Genomic DNA, 15,386 nt, shown 5'->3' with positions numbered 1-15,386 from the left:
TGGGTCATGATCGTTACCGCCGAACTGGCCAGTATCGCCCGAGATCCCTTGTGGTTTCCGCATCGATATGACCCCGGCCATGATGCCGTTCACTTCCTGCGCCTGGCGCGTGACGACCATCGCGCCGCGACCTTCCTGATCGACGCCGAATTGCCAGCCGATGCCGACAAGCTGGTGCTGGAACGCGGCCCGTCGGTCGCTGCCGGGCGCGGCGGGGCCGCGCCGCTCCACTTCATCTTTCATTCGGCCTATTGCTGCTCCACGTTGCTTGCCCGGGCGATGGACCGGCCGGGCATGGCAATGGGCCTTAAGGAGCCCGTCATCCTCAACGATATTGTCGGTTGGCGGCGGCGCGGCGGGCCTCCGGCGGCTGTCGCCGAAATGCTCGATGGCGCGATGACCCTCCTCGCTCAGCCGTTTGCACCTGGTGAAGTGGTGGTCGTGAAGCCCTCCAACATCGTCAACGGGCTGGCGCGAGCGGCGCTCGCCATGCGGCCAAGCAGCCACGCAGTCCTGCTTTACGCGCCGCTGCGCGTCTATCTGGCATCGATCGCCAAGAAGGGGATGTGGGGGCGATTGTGGGTGCGCGAGTTTTTCGTTGCCATGCTGCAGGACGGGATGGTCGATATGGGCTTCGACGAGATCGCCTATCTCGGGCAGACCGATCTGCAGATCGCCGCCATTGGCTGGCTTGCCCAGCACGTCCAGTTCGGCAAGCTGGTCACGACCTTCGGTCCCGAACGCGTCCGCACGCTGAACAGTGAAAAGCTGCTGGAGCGCCCGGCCGCGGCGATGACGGGGGTTGCAGACCTGTTCGGCCTTGGCGTCGGCGAGGCCGATGTTGCCGATATCGTCGCCGGCCCGGCCTTTTCTCGGCATTCCAAATTCGACAAGCCGTTCGACGCTGCCGAGCGCCGCCGCGAACAGCGTGCCGCCGAAGCCGGCCATGCCGACGAAATCGAAAAGGTCGCTCTGTGGGCGGAGACGCTGGCGGCGCAGCGTGGCATCGCGCTTGATCTGGGCGCTGCGCTCGCCTGAGCTGATGCCGGTAATGCGCTGATCCCTCAAGGGAATCGAAAGGGGGACGGCGATGGCTCGTCGTCCCCCCATCGATTGGTGCACCGAGATCAGAATTTCAGCTTCAACGCCACGTTGAACCGGCGGCCCAGCGCGTCATAGGTCGACGGATAGGTATTGCCGCTGTTGAACGCGGTGGCGCCGATGTCATTGCCGACCACGGGGGGTTGGCGGTTCAGCAGATTCTGCACCGTGAAGGTCAGCGTGTAATGCTCACCCACCTTGAAGCGCGTCGACAGATCGAAATAATCGGCGGCGTTGATATGGCGGAACTGCGGGTCGAACACGCAGGCGCCGGGGTCGGCACCATTGGGATCGGGGCAATTGGCCGGATCACCCGCCGCGGCTGCCAACTGATCGGCGAGCGCCAGCGGCTCGAGGTTGACGGCGTCGATATGCCGCCACAGCAGCGACAGATCCACCCCGCCAAAGTCCAAGGTCGTCCGCTGGCTCCACTGGAATTTCGGCTGGATGGAGCCGGTGAAGCTGCAATTTACGCTGTAAAAGCCAACGCATTCGCGATTGATCGACGACGGCGTGGCCCTGAATTTGGACTCGAGAGTGTAGTTGCCGAGGAAATTCAGCGCGAGCTTTGCAAAGCCCAGATCGGTCTTGTAGTCGATCGCCAGATCGAGCCCACTGGTTTTCAGGGTGCCGAGGTTGGAAAGCAGCAACGAGAGACCGGGGGTGGTGGCGACGTCACCATCAAGGCCGCCGGTTCCTGGATCGCGCCGGATCGACGTACAGGCCGCACTGGATGCAGCCCCTGCCGGCGGGGACGAGGGGTTCGACCCGAAACAGGCCGAAATCGCGTCGCCCGGCGTTGGCGCGGTGATCGCGCCCGACACCCTGATCGTATAATAATCAAGCGACAGCGACAGTCCGCGAACAAAGCGCGGCTGGAACACCGCCCCCAGCGTATAGGTGTCTGCCGATTCGGGTTTGACGTTCAAGTTGCCGCCAGACGTCGAATTGGGCTGGCCGGCGGCCGGGTTGGCGATGTTGCCGATGGTGAACGCCGGTGCGCCCTGCGCCAAACAGATGGCCCGCAGATTGGCGTTGTTGAGTGGTGCCACGCCCGCGCAAGGGTCATTGCCCAAATTGGTCAGTGACGTGTTTTGCGGGGCGAACAGCTCACCGATATTGGGTGCGCGCACAGCATGCGAATAATTGCCGCGGATTTTGAGATCCTCGACAGGCTCCCAACTGCCGCCCGCCTTGTAGGTCGTCGTGCTGAAGTTCGGGCTGCTCGGCGCATCGACCGTATAATGCGACTGGCGAACGCCGGCCTCCAGCGTCAGGCTGCGGAAGAACGGCTTGTCCTGAACCAATGGCGCGACAAGCTCGCCAAAGCCTTCATACACGTTGAATCCGCCCTGAAACGGCAGGATCGCCGCGCCGCTGCCGCCCAGATCACCGGGATCCTGCGCGACCAGATCGGCATTCTGCTTGCCGGTATATTTGCGATATTCGCCACCGACCGCAAAGCTGATCGGATCCGATGCAGCCGGGCTGGCAAAGCCCACATCGCCGCTCAGCTGGCCGTGAACCTGGGCTTGTGAGGTCCGCACATTGGTCGTGCTTTGGACGTTCAGGAAGGCCGCTTGCGCCGGCGTGATGCTGCCCGGGGGGCCAAAGAAGTTGACCGGCACGCAGGTCGATAATGTGCCGGGCAGGCAGGAGGTTGGGTTGGTGGCCAGCAACGATTGCCGCGCACGCTGCACCGATGTGTAGCCCGTCAGCGTCTGCAGCAATTCGCTCTCGCCATAGGAGCCCCAGACGTCCCATTTGAGCGTCGGGGTCAAATCGCCGCGGAAGCCGAGCCGATAATCGAAATAGGTTGTCTGATAATCGCTGGTGCGATTGCCGACTTCGAGCGTGCGGCGGCGCAAATTGGTGGTGAAGGTGCGATAATTGGGGTCGCTCGGGCTCGTCGCCACGGCAGCCGCATTGCACTGCGCCACGCTCAGCGTCTGGACGCCGGGCGTGTTGGCATCAAAGTCGTTATTGGCGCAGAATGTCGCGCGCGCGCCGGCCGGGAGGAAGGGATTGCTCACCGGAATTGTGACCGATTGGTTGAACACACCCGATGCGGCGGCAATCGTCGACACCGTGTTCTTGGAAAATAGGCCGCGAGCATAGGCTTCGATGCCGTCGCTCACTTCATAATGTCCCGCTGCATAGATGTTGTAGCGATTGAACGGTGTCTGAAAGATATTGAATGGATTGAAGTTGAAGGTCGAAAACGCTGGTACCAGATTGCCTGAAGCGTCGATCTGGGGCTGGCCCCGGCCCGGTACGCTGAACGAAGACGGGGTCGCCGTCGGCGATCCGCCGCCCGCCTCGGCCTGCAGCGATTCGATCGCATTTTCAGAATAGGCACGCGGGCCGCCCTGATATACCGCGTCGGCATGCTGATAGCCGACGCTCAGCACCGCATTGCCGCGGCCGTCGGCAAAATTGCCGCCGACAGTCGCATCGGCCCGATAGGTGAAGCCGTCGCCGCGCTCGGTTATCTGGCTCGACCCTGCCAGTTCGACACCGGAGAAATCGCGCCGCGTCACGAAGTTCACCACGCCGGTGATGGCATCGGCGCCATAGGTGGTGCTGGCGGCGCCGGTTAGCGCATCGACACGATCGATCAGCGCCAGCGGAATATTGTTGAGATCGACGCGGCCGCCCAGGCCGGTGATGCTGCCGGCGGTGCCGGTCGGGGTGATCCGCACGCCATCGAGCAGCACGATATTCCGGTTCGATCCGAGCCCGCGAAGGTCGACATAGGATGCGCCATTGTTGCCGTTATTCACCGCCGAACCGACATTGGGGACGACGCCCGGGATATTGCGGATGACCTCTTCGGCGACATTCGATTGCCGAAGTTCGATCTCGTCGCGGCTGACGAACAGCACGGGCGTCGAGCGCACCAGATTGGGGTTGGTGATCAGCGAACCGGTGACGACGATATCGGGGGCCGTGCTGCTGTCTTCGACGGGCTGGCTCGGCGCTGTCGGTGCATCCTGCGCCAGCGCGGGGCTGGCCAGGGCGAGCAGGAAGCTCGCCGACGAAATGCCTGCACAAAGGCGTGCAAGATGGCTGCGATGTTTCGGTATATTCACGTGGCTTTCCTTCTTTCCCCCGGGCGCGGCAGCGGCCGCGACCCTGTTGCGACGGTCTCACAGCAAGCAACTGAGAGCGTCGAATGGTGAAAGTTGATCGCAATAAAACGACAAGTAAACATGCCAAGAGTGGTCAGTAGGTTCTTCAAATAATGCCTGTGGCTTGGCGGTAACAGTCGTAAATTGACGATAATGTTATTTAAGTGTAATGTTGATAGGAAACTAATAAGAAAAATTATGCTAATTTTGAGAGAGAAATGATAAGGTGTTGCAATTATGGTACGTTTTTATAGCCAGAGGACGACCAAAATTACAATTAGATTGCATGAGTGTTTACGCCGGTATGACTGAACCATATTGTCAGCAAAGCAATCTCTGCGCCTAATCCTTACAGGTCGTGCATTTGATGGGTTGAAGGACTCTGGCGATCGGCACCGGGCGACGTTTGTGGCGTGGAAATGGCTGTCCATCGAGGATGGTCGTTGGTGGGTTTCGGGCGACGGTTTGCAGCATTGTGATTCTCATTGCCGGTCGGGCTGCCTAGCCTTTTCAACATCATGGCAACCATTTCTGATAGTTTAGCCGCCGATAGCGGTCATGCTCAGCCCGCCCCCCGGAGTCGGGTAGATTGCCGCAATAGCGAGGCCGAGCGTCGGCATCTGATCGATCAGGCCCGCGCCTTGATCGTCGCCGACGGGCATCGCTGCTTTTCGCTGGACCGCATGGCGGGGCAATTCGGGATCGCCCGGGCGACGATCCTGCGGCACTTCAATGATCATCACGATCTATATCGTGCGGTCATCGTCCATTTGCTGGATCGCACCACGGCTTTGCTGCCATCTTCCGTAACGAACGGGGGGACGCGACGCGAGGCGATTGCCGCCTATGCTGGCGAGGCCCTTCAACTGCTCACCTGCCAGGACCACCGCGATCTGCAGGTGATTGTCGATCGCGATTCGGCCGATCTGCACTGGCTCGCCTCGACATATCAGGATCAGATCAATGCCCCGCTTGGCGGCCGGCTGGAGCAGATCCTGTCCGTCTGGCAACAGCGGGCGGACGGTCATCCCATTGCGGTCGAGGCGCACCGCGCGGTGGCGTTGCTCCGATCCACACTGGCGAGCAAGGACACGGCGCTATCGATCGCCGAATTTGCCGAGTTGATCGAGACGCGCATGACGATGGCGCGGCATGATGCCGACCATGCCGTTGGTCTCGTGCCGCGTGATCGTGAACGGCGGCCGATGATCAAGCGCGGCGCGATCACGCTGACCTTTGATCCGATCGAGATTCGCTGGAACGGCAGACTGGCGCCGCTATCGTCCCTTGAGGCGCAGATCTTTGCCCTGGTGGTGCAGCGGGGCAGGGTTCGCTGGACCGAAATTGATGTGCTGATGGCCCGGCTCGGCGCCAGCGTTCGCAGCCGCGACGTCATGTTTCACCGAATCCGGCGCAAATTCGACCGGATCGGTGCCGCCAATCCGATCGAGACCGTCAAGGGTTGGGGGGTCCGCTTCATGATCGAGCCGGATCTGGCCGGTGCGCGAACGATCCTGATCGGCGCGTGTGAATCCGGCCTGGCTTCGCTGGCCCTTCAAGTGCCCGATCTGCTGGATTTACCTTCCTTTAGGCACGAACGACCCCGCCAATACCATCAATGACACCGGGGTGATGTTTGCTGGCACCAATGGGGCGTTCTACAAGGCATTATGCCGACGCTCTTCCCCTATCCGCAGATCAGGAGCGTTCGGCTTGGCCGCGTGCTGTTCATCATCCTGTTCTGGGCCACGCAGTTCAGCCTGCTGACAGCGAACCGGTTGATGATGATGCCCGAAGAAGGCCTGTCCTTCATTCTGCCGCGGCTGTGCGTAACAACTTTGGGCGTAGCGTTGTCCTTCGCCATCATGTGGATCAGCGAGCGGTTCCCCGATAAGGCGCTGAGAACGCGGCTGCTGATTGCGCTGGCCTGCGCGCTTGTCGGGTGCAATCTCCACGCGGCCGGCAATTTCCTGATTTTTCGATTGTTCGTGCCGCGTGCCGATTGGCTGCCGTTCGAATTTGTCAGCTATATGGTATCGCTGATTTCCTGGTTCTGGGCATATCTGGCGCTGTCAGGGCTTTTACTCGCGATTGCCTATAGCGTTGATCTGTCCGATCGAGAGCGCCGGATTTCGGAACTGCGCGCGATTGCGGATGCCGCGCAGATGCGGGCGCTGCGTTATCAGCTTAACCCGCATTTCATGTTCAATACCCTTAATTCGATCGCGGCGCTGATCGCGCGCGGCGATCCGAAGCCGGCCGAAATGATGGTTGAAAACCTTGCGGATTTTCTGCGCGCTAGCCTGTCGCTGGACACGCAGGAGGACATCTCCTTCGCCCGCGAGCTGGAATTGCAGTCACTGTACCTGGCGATCGAGGCGGTGCGCTTTGCCGATCGTTTCGAAGTGCGGACCGAGGTGAGCGAAGCAGCGAAGGCGGCGCTCGTGCCCAGCCTCGTGCTCCAGCCCCTGATCGAAAACGTCATCAAGCACGCCGTTGCCCGCAGCACCTGCCCGATCACGCTGACGATCTCGGCGCATGTTGCTGCTGGTTGCACCCATGTCACGATCGCCAACGGCCCGGGGAATTGTTCACCGCCCTGCGCTGGCCAGAGTACCGGGGTAGGCTTGAGCAACGTTGCGCATCGGCTGGCGACCCGGTTCGGCGATCGCGCCTCACTCACGGCAGGCGCCCATAGCAATGGCGGGTTCGCCGTCGCCTTCAGCCTGCCTTATGCGACGGCTTGAGCAATGATCCGGGCGCTCCTTTGCGACGACGAATCGCTGGCGGTTGACCGGCTTGCGGCCATGATCGGCAGGATTGAGGGGGTCGAGGTCGTCGGCGTGGCAACCAATGGCCAGGCGGCGCTGGATGCTATTGCCGCTACGTCACCCGACGTTGTGTTGCTCGATATCGAAATGCCGGCGCTCGATGGATTTGACGTGGTCGAGGAACTTGGTCGGCGGAATCAGGCAGCGCCACTGATCGTTTTTGTCACCGCCTACCCGCAATTTGCCGCCCATGCCTTTGATACCGGCGCGACCGATTTTCTGACCAAGCCTGTCCGACTGGGCCGATTACAAACGATGGTCCAACGGGTTCGCGCGGCCATCGAGGATCGCGATGCGCAGCGTCGACTGCACGATCTCGTCGCGCAATTGTCGATGCTGCGCGAGGAGCGCCGCGGGAATTTGAGCAGCGGCAATTATCTTTGGGTCCCGCGGCACGGCGAAACCGTGCGGGTCAATCTCGATCTGGTCGATTGGGTCGCCGCCGAAGGAGAATATGTCCGTCTCCATGTCGGCGAGACCAGCTACTTGCACCGGGAGCCGATCAGCTCGATCATCCGGCGGCTGGACGGCGAGCGGTTCCTGCGGATTCATCGATCCTACATCATCAACCGCGATTGCGCGGTGTCGATCCGACGGCGGGCAACCGGCGGCTATCGGATCACGCTGACCAATGGCCAGGAACTCGCCGTTGGCCGCAGTTTTCGTGCGCAAGTCCAGAACATCATCCACCACCGCTTGGGGGACGATAGGGAAGACGCTGATCCCCGCATGGAATAGCACCGCGTGATGGCGCCAGCGGCGGCATCATGCGGTGCTATCGCTGCCGGGCCAGCGTCGAACCGTCGTCGATCCGCAACATCGCGAGCGCGGCGATCGCCATGACGCAGGCGGCCACGACCATTGTCCAGATCGGCTGTCCGGGGAAAAAGGCACGCATCGCCCCGCCCATGATCGTTGCCACCATCAACTGCGGCAGGACAATGAAAAAATTGAAGATTCCCATATAGATGCCCAGCTTTCCAGGGGGAAGCGCGCCGGCCAGAATGACATAGGGCATGGTCAGGATTGAGGCCCAGACGATGCCGATGCCGATCATTGGCAGGATCAGCAGGTCGGCGTCCCGCATGAAGACGATCACCGCGTAGCTCGCTGCCCCAACCAGCAGGCAGGCCATGTGTGTGCGCGCCGGGCCGAGCCGCCTGGCGAGCGGCGGCAGCAAGAAGGCAGCAATGGCAGCGACCCCGTTATAGACCGAAAACAGGATGCCCACCCAGTCTGCGCCAGCGTTATAGGCCCTGGTCGTCGTGTCTGTTGATCCGAACACATATTGGGTGACGACGGGGGTGGTGTAGATCCACATGATGAACAGAGCGAGCCAGGAAAAAAACTGTGCGACGGCAAGTTTCTTCATCTGTTCAGGCATTTGTACAAGGTCACTCATAATCTGGACGAGGGCACCGTGGTGCCGCCCGGCCAGCAGCTGTGATCGCGCGACCAGCTGCGCCAGGCCAAAGGCGAGCAGCGCCCCCCCCAACACATAGAGGTCACGCTCCAGCCGTAGCAGCAGGACCAGCGCCAGCGTCGCAACCCCTGCCGCCACCCATCGCCAGCCGTGGGGCGGCGCCGTCGGCGGACTATCGGTGGCGCGATGCTCGCCGGTTTCCTCGAAGGCGCGCAGTTGCTCGGGCGGATATTCGCGGGTGGTGACGACCGTCCACAACACGCTCGCCAGGATCGCGAACGCGCCGATATAGAAAGAAAAAACGACAGAGGGTGGGATGGTGCCGGCGGGGGCGGTATTCGCCACCCCCATTGCTGACAATAGGGCGGGGGCGAGCGAGCCGAGCACGGCGCCGGCGCCGATAAACGCGGTCTGGAACGCATAGCCGGCGGTACGCTGCGCCGGCCCCACCATGTCGCCGACAAAGGCGCGGAATGGCTCCATCGACACGTTCAGCGACGCATCGAGCATCCAGAGCAGCACGGCGGCGGCGATCAGCAGCCCGGCATTGGGCATCAGCACCAGTGCCGTTGCCGCCAGCACGGCGCCCGCGAGAAAATAGGGCCGTCGGCGACCAAGCCTGCCCCATGTCCGGTCGCTGAAATGGCCGATCAGCGGCTGCACCAGCAGGCCTGTAACCGGGCCTGCGATCCACAAAAAAGCAAGGCTGTCGACATCGCTGCCAAGCGACTGGAAGATGCGACTGACATTGGCATTTTGCAGCCCGAACGCGACCTGAATGCCGAAAAATCCGAACGAGATATTCCACAGCCCAATGGGCGACTGGCGCGGCCGCATGTTCATCGCTCTCCCCAAACTTATTGTCGCGCGCGAGGGTGGCAGGGCGATCGGGCAGCGGCAATCACGATTTTCTCGCCCGATTGCAGGGTGATGGCGCGCTATCCTGCCGGCAGGCTCGATCGGCGCATGATCAGGCGGACGGGAAGGGTGGCGCTCTCGGTCGGCTCGCCGCGGATCAGCCGCAACAAGGTATCGACCAGCACTTCACCGGCCAGCAGATAATTCTGCGCTACCGTCGTCAGCGGCGGGTGGGTGAGCCCGGCGGCGGGAATATCGTCGAAACCAATCACCGCGACATCGCGCGGGACCGCCAGATCGAGTTCTTCAAGCGCGCTGAGCGCACCGATCGCGATCGTGTCGCTGGCAGCAAAAATCGCGTCGAAGGCGGTGCTGCGGGCCTTGAGTGCCATGACGGCGTCGTACCCTGCCTGCTGCGTGTTGAGTGCATCGACCTGCAACCCGGGATCAAGTGCGATCCCGGCGGCGGCCTGCGCTGCGCACGCCCCGCGATAGCGATCGTGGAATTCGGGATAATGGCTCGACGCCTGGCCGATAAAGGCGATCCGCCGCCGCCCGCCCTCGATGAGATGCGCGGTCGCGTCATGGCCCCCGCTGAAATTATCGCCGCCGACGGTAATGCCCGGCTCGCCCGTCTGCACCGATCCCCAGCGGACGAAATGCGTGCCCTGCTCGATCAGCGCGGCGAGCCGGCTGCGGTAGAGCTCATAATCGCCATAGCCGAGCAGGATGATGCCGTCGGCTTTGTGGCTGTCTTCATAGTCGACATGCCAGTCGTTCGACATTTGCTGGAACGAAGTAAGCAGATCATAGCCCCTGAGCGCGCAGGTCCGCGTCAGCGACCCCAGCATCGACAGGAAAAACGGGTTGATCAGCGATTGATCGGGCGTGGGGTCTTCGAAGAAAAGCAGCGCGATCGTCTTGGAGTGCCGCCGCCGCAGCCCCGAGGCATTTTTGTCGACGGTATAGTTGAGCTGCCGCGCGATCGCCTCGATCCGCTTGCGTGTCGCCTCGCTGACCGACGGGCTGCCGCTCAGCGCCCGCGAGACGGTGGGTTGCGACACCCCGGCCAGCTGCGCGATGTCAAAAGAAGTCGGTCTTTCCTTCATCGGCGGGCGACGGCGCCTCTCCTGACTGTAATGGTTCGTTAAGCGACAACCTAGACCGGCCAGCGGCACGGCGAAAGGGCGACTGCGAATCGGTGTGAATACGTATGTGTTGTTGTTGGCTTTATTGGCCAGCGGCGCGACATGCAGGGCTGTTCAATCGGCCGGCATGTGGTGTCGGTGCAACAATTCGTCCGGCCACCCGAAAACGGGGCGGATCAGCACAGGGGGGGATTATCATGTCTTTCAACAGCAGCACGCGCTCCGGCGTCAGCACCGCGGCACTCGCGCTGGCGCTCGTCATGGCGACGAGCGGCACGGCTGCCATTGCGCAGGACAGCAGCAGCGACGCCGCCAAGGAAAAGATCGATGTTGTCAACGATGATCCGATGGTCGTCGTCGGGTATCGCGCCTCGCTGACCAGCGCCGTCAACGCCAAGAAGAGCCGCGATCAGGTGGTCGAATCGGTATCGGCGGAAGATATCGGCCGGTTGCCCGACGCGTCGATCGCTGAATCGATCGCGCGCCTGCCCGGCCTGACCTCGCAGCGTGTTTCGGGGCGTGCCCAGTCGATCTCGATCCGCGGTCTTGCCCCGGATTTCTCGACGACGTTGCTCAACGGACGTGAACAGACGTCGACCGGCGACAACCGCGCGGTTGAATATGATCAATATCCCTCGGAAATCGTCAACCAGGTGCTGGTCTACAAAACGCCGCTCGCGTCGATCGTCGGGCAGGGGCTTTCGGGAACGGTCGATCTTCAGACGATCCGTCCGCTTGAATATGGGAAGCACGTCATTTCGATTGGCGGGCGCGGCACCTATGTCGATAACGGCGTCCTCAACGCTGGCTCGACGAAATATGGCTATCGCGTCAACGGCACCTATGTCGATCAGTTCTTCGACAATACCCTGGGTGTCGCATTGTCGGCTAGCTATCTTGATGAGCCTTATCAGAATCGTGAATTCAACGCCTGGGGCTATGCCGGCGCGCCAGCGGGTGCCGTCATCGGCGGCTCGAAATCCTATAATACGTCGACCACGCTGAAGCGGCTGGGCCTGCAGGGGACGGTTGAATGGCGGCCGATCCCGGAGCTGACCGCGACGCTTGACGGGTTTTATTCGGATTTCGATGACATTCAGCAGAAGCGGGGCATTGAACTGCCGCTCGGTTTTGCGGCGAATTATGGCCCAACCCCGGGGCCGAATGACGTAACGCTGCGCAATCCGTCCGTCACCAACGGCGGTGTGGACAGCGGCACCTTTGCCGGAGTTAAGGGCGTTGTCCGCAACGACGTTGCCGACCGCAAGGCCAAGCTTTATTCGTTCGGCTATAATTTGAAATATGCCGGCGACGACGGCTGGAGCGCGTATCTCGATCTGAGTTATTCGCGCACCGACCGCAATGAACTGGTGCTGGAAAGCTACGCCGGCACCGGTCGCGGCATCGGCAATGGCGCCACCGACACGATCGGCTTTACCAGCACCAACACGGGCACGTCCTTCCGGCCGACGCTCAACTATGGCGATTACAACACGATCCTGCTGACCAGCCCGCAGGGCTGGGGCGGCAATCAGACCGCAGTCAACGGCACCCGGATCGTCGGCGGCCAGGATGGCTATTATAACAATCGCATCGTGCGCGATGAGATCCATCAGTACCGGGTCGAGGTGTCGAAGGCGCTCGATGACAGCTTTATCAGCAAGGTGCGCGTTGGCCTGAACTATACCGATCGGTCGAAGTCGCTGACCCCGGACGAAGCGTTTCTGGGGCTCGTCGCCAATACCAACGGCACGACCAGCGTGGCGGTGCCAACGCAATTCCGGCTCGGCACGACCAACCTGCTCTACGGGCTTGGCCCGGTGATCAGCTATGATCCGATCGCGCTGCTCAATGCCGGGATCTATCAGCGCGTCCCCAATGCCTATGGCGACGTTGTCCTCAAGGCGTTCCGGGTCAGCGAGAAGCTGCTGACGGGGTACCTCCAGGCCGATGTCAAACAGCAGATTGGCTCGAGCGAGCTGACCGGCAATTTCGGCGTCCAGCTGATCACCACCGATCAGAATTCGCGCGGGGCGACGGCGATATATCTTGGCACGAATGCCAATGGATCACCCAATATCGGCGCTACGACCCGCAACAATAGCACCGACTATATCGATGTACTGCCCAGCCTCAACCTGTCCCTGCGCCTGCCTAACGACTGGGTGGTCCGTGCCTCGGGCGCCCGCGAAATTATCCGGCCCCGGCTGGACGACATGCGCGCTTCGACCAGCTATAGTTACAATATCTTCGGTGCAGCGGGCTCGCAATTTGCCGTGGTGCAGGGCAATTCGGGCAACCCCAATCTGCGCCCATGGCGGGCCAATGCGTTCGATCTGACTGTCGAGAAATATTTCGGCACGCGCGGCTACATCGCCATTCAGGGGTTTTACAAGGATCTAAAGACCTACATCTTCACCCGTGATAACCTCGTCAACACCGGCACCCTGGTTCTCTCCAGTCCCGGGATCGATCCTGGGACGGGTCGGCAGATTCCAATTGCGACCAATGGCATCCTGACCAGTCCGATCAACGGCAGCGGCGGTTCGCTATACGGTGTCGAAGTCGCCACCACCTTGCCGTTCGAGGTGTTTACCTCGGCGCTGTCGGGCTTTGGTGTAACGGGCAGCGGTTCTTATACTGAATCGACGATCAAGCCCGATCCGACCCAAGCCGCGTTCGCGCTGCCCGGCTATTCGCAGGTTGTCCTCAACGGCACAGGCTTCTTCGAAAAATGGGGGTGGAACGTCCGCGGCAGTGTTCGCTATCGCTCCAGCTTCCTCGGCGAACTGTCGGGCTTTGGTGCCAACCGCACGCTGCGCACCGTACTTGCCGAGACCATCTATGACGCGCAGATCGGTTATGACTTCAAGTCTGGGCCACTCAACGGGTTGTCGGTATTCATCCAGGGCCAGAACCTGGCCGATACGCCGCTGCGGACCCGCGACGGCGGAACCGCTGACCCGCGCGCCGTGATTGATTATCAGACTTATGGTCGGCGTCTGCTTGCGGGCTTCACCTTCCGCTATTGACGATTATGATCCGTAAAATTCCGTCCGGCCCCGGCCGGACGGAATTTCGGCAAGGCGACAAATTGATGGCTTCAGCGCGTATCGGCGAGATCGTCATCATTGGTGGTGGCACGGCAGGCTGGATGGCTGCTGCGGCGTTGGCGCGTTTCGTCGGTGCTCAGGCATCGATTCGCGTGATTGAATCCGACGAGATCGGGACGGTCGGGGTCGGCGAGGCGACCATCCCGCAGCTTAAGCTGTTCAATGCCGGGCTCGGCATCGACGAAGCGGCATTTGTCCGCGCGACCAATGCCACCTTCAAGCTCGGTATTGAATTTGACGGCTGGCGCACGCCCGGCGCGCGCTACATCCATGCCTTTGGCGGGATCGGCCGCGGACTGGGGCTCATTCCCTTTCACCATTATTGGCTCCGGCATCGCGCCGAGGGCGGCAGCGAGGCGCTCTGGGCGTTTTCGGCCAGCGCGCAGGCCGCCGCGCAGCACCGCTTCGCGCCCCTGCAGGATCAGCCCGGGCAAGCGCCTTCGGGCATGGATTATGCCTTTCACTTCGACGCTGGCCTCTATGCGGCTTTTCTGCGTCGCTTTGCCGAGGGGTTGGGCGTTCGCCGTACCGAGGGGCGGATCGCCGATGTCGTCCTGAATGGCGAGACCGGCTTTGTCGAGGCCGTCACGCTGGCGGGCGGGGCACGGATCAGCGGCGATCTGTTTATCGATTGTTCGGGGTTTCGCGGCCTGGTGATTGAGCAGGCGCTGGCATCCGGGTATGAGGACTGGTCGCATTGGCTGCCGTGTGACCGTGCACTCGCGGTGCCGAGTGCGCGCACCGCACCACTAACCCCTTTCACTCGATCAACCGCGCGCGACGCTGGCTGGCAATGGCAGATTCCGCTGCAGCATCGCACGGGCAACGGCCATGTCTATTGCAGCGCGTTCATGGCGGATGAAGAGGCTGCCCAGCAGCTGCTCTCCAAGCTTGACGGCAAGCCGCTCGCCGATCCTCGTCCGTTGCGCTTCGCCACGGGCAAGCGCCGGCAGATGTGGGTAAAAAACTGCGTCGCGCTCGGTCTGGCCGCCGGATTCATGGAGCCGTTGGAATCGACCAGCATTCATCTTATCCAATCGGGCATTGCCCGCCTGCTCCAGCTTTTCCCGGCCGCCGGGTTCGATTCCGCCGATATTGCCGAATTCAATCGCCAGGCTGATTTCGAATGGGCATCGATCCGCGACTTTCTGATTCTTCATTATCACGCCAATGCGCGTGACGGCGCCTTTTGGGCGGCGTGCCGCGACATGACGATTCCCGATAGCCTGGCCCACAAGCTCGCTCTGTTTAAGGCCAATGGCCGGATATTTCGGGAGCATGAAGAGCTGTTTACCGAGCTTGGCTGGGTACAGGTGCTGATCGGGCAGGGGATCGATCCGGCTGGCTACCACCCGCTCGCCGACCAGCTTTCCCGCCAGGAGTTGGCCGAATTCATGACGCTTGCCCGTCAGCATACCGATCGGGTGGTTGTCGCTTTGCCCGATCATGCCGCCTTTATCGCGCGCCATTGCGCCGCGCCGGCTGTCGAAACGGTGGCGGCATGATCGCCCGTGTGCTCGGTGCCGTGGCGCTGATGGCGGCTGCCTTGCCGGTGGCTGCTGCCTTGCCGGTGGCGGCGCAGACCGCACCGGCGGGGGCAAGCTATCGCGATCGCTTGCCCCAGGACGAGGTCATCTATTTTCTGCTGCCCGATCGGTTCGAAAATGGCGATCCGGCAAATGATCGTGGCGGGCTGACCGGTGATCGGCTCAAGACCGGCTATGACCCCAGTGCCAAGGGTTTTTATCACGGTGGCGATCTGAAGGGTGTCATCAAACGGC

General features: G+C 61.7%; 9 protein-coding genes and 1 pseudogene. 7 read left to right on the top strand and 3 right to left on the bottom strand.

The genetic code is table 11. The annotated features are described in order from the left end of the window. The first annotated feature begins 6 nt into the window (after positions 1 to 6). The gene (locus B7Y43_RS16930) at positions 7 to 1,038 is read left to right on the top strand and encodes a hypothetical protein (RefSeq protein ID WP_374132858.1); all 1,032 of its coding nucleotides are present in this window, start codon (positions 7 to 9) and stop codon (positions 1,036 to 1,038) included. A gap of 89 nt (positions 1,039 to 1,127) precedes the next feature. Here B7Y43_RS16930 and B7Y43_RS16925 read toward each other — a convergent pair whose 3' ends face one another. Further along, a complete protein-coding gene (locus tag B7Y43_RS16925) occupies positions 1,128 to 4,193 on the bottom strand; it encodes a TonB-dependent receptor domain-containing protein (protein WP_374132857.1) in 3,066 nt (1,021 codons plus the stop codon). A 557-nt stretch (positions 4,194 to 4,750) separates the two neighbouring features. On the opposite strand from B7Y43_RS16925, the gene B7Y43_RS16920 reads away from it, so the two are divergent. Genes B7Y43_RS16920 through B7Y43_RS16910 form a run of 3 tightly spaced genes read left to right on the top strand, consistent with a single transcriptional unit; the run spans position 4,751 to position 7,801 of the window. Then, entirely contained in the window at positions 4,751 to 5,854 is a 1,104-nt protein-coding gene (locus tag B7Y43_RS16920) for a hypothetical protein (protein WP_374132856.1), read from the top strand. Between the two features lie 48 nt (positions 5,855 to 5,902). Beyond that, on the top strand, positions 5,903 to 6,979 hold the full coding sequence (locus B7Y43_RS16915) for a sensor histidine kinase (RefSeq protein ID WP_374132855.1): 1,077 nt from the start codon (positions 5,903 to 5,905) through the stop codon (positions 6,977 to 6,979). Positions 6,980 to 6,982: 3 nt separating this feature from the next. Then, entirely contained in the window at positions 6,983 to 7,801 is an 819-nt protein-coding gene (locus B7Y43_RS16910) for a LytTR family DNA-binding domain-containing protein (RefSeq protein WP_374132854.1), read from the top strand. 37 nt (positions 7,802 to 7,838) lie between these two features. On the opposite strand, the gene B7Y43_RS16905 is transcribed toward B7Y43_RS16910, so the two are convergent. Together B7Y43_RS16905 and B7Y43_RS16900 are read right to left on the bottom strand one after the other, a co-directional pair. Then, positions 7,839 to 9,329: an MFS transporter gene (locus B7Y43_RS16905; protein WP_374132853.1), complete on the bottom strand. Its 1,491-nt coding sequence runs from the start codon at positions 9,327 to 9,329 to the stop codon at positions 7,839 to 7,841. A gap of 95 nt (positions 9,330 to 9,424) precedes the next feature. Further along, positions 9,425 to 10,453 carry a LacI family DNA-binding transcriptional regulator gene (locus B7Y43_RS16900; RefSeq protein WP_374132852.1) on the bottom strand — a complete coding sequence of 343 codons (1,029 nt, stop codon included), beginning with the start codon at positions 10,451 to 10,453 and terminating at the stop codon, positions 9,425 to 9,427. Positions 10,454 to 10,689: 236 nt separating this feature from the next. Between B7Y43_RS16900 and B7Y43_RS16895 the strand changes: the two genes are divergently transcribed. The 3 genes and pseudogenes from B7Y43_RS16895 to B7Y43_RS16885 form a co-directional block, all read left to right on the top strand. Further along, the gene (locus B7Y43_RS16895; protein WP_374132851.1) at positions 10,690 to 13,524 is read left to right on the top strand and encodes a TonB-dependent receptor; all 2,835 of its coding nucleotides are present in this window, start codon (positions 10,690 to 10,692) and stop codon (positions 13,522 to 13,524) included. A gap of 65 nt (positions 13,525 to 13,589) precedes the next feature. Continuing rightward, a complete protein-coding gene (locus tag B7Y43_RS16890; protein ID WP_374132850.1) occupies positions 13,590 to 15,110 on the top strand; it encodes a tryptophan halogenase family protein in 1,521 nt (506 codons plus the stop codon). Further along, positions 15,107 to 15,386 (top strand): annotated as a pseudogene (locus B7Y43_RS16885) (alpha-amylase); the annotation flags it as partial. The gene B7Y43_RS16890 and the pseudogene B7Y43_RS16885, both read left to right, overlap by 4 nt.

The sequence above is a fragment of the Sphingomonas sp. 28-62-20 genome, from assembly GCF_002281505.1.
Note: the sequence above shows the minus strand (reverse complement) of the source record. Positions and strands in the feature narration are given on the sequence as shown.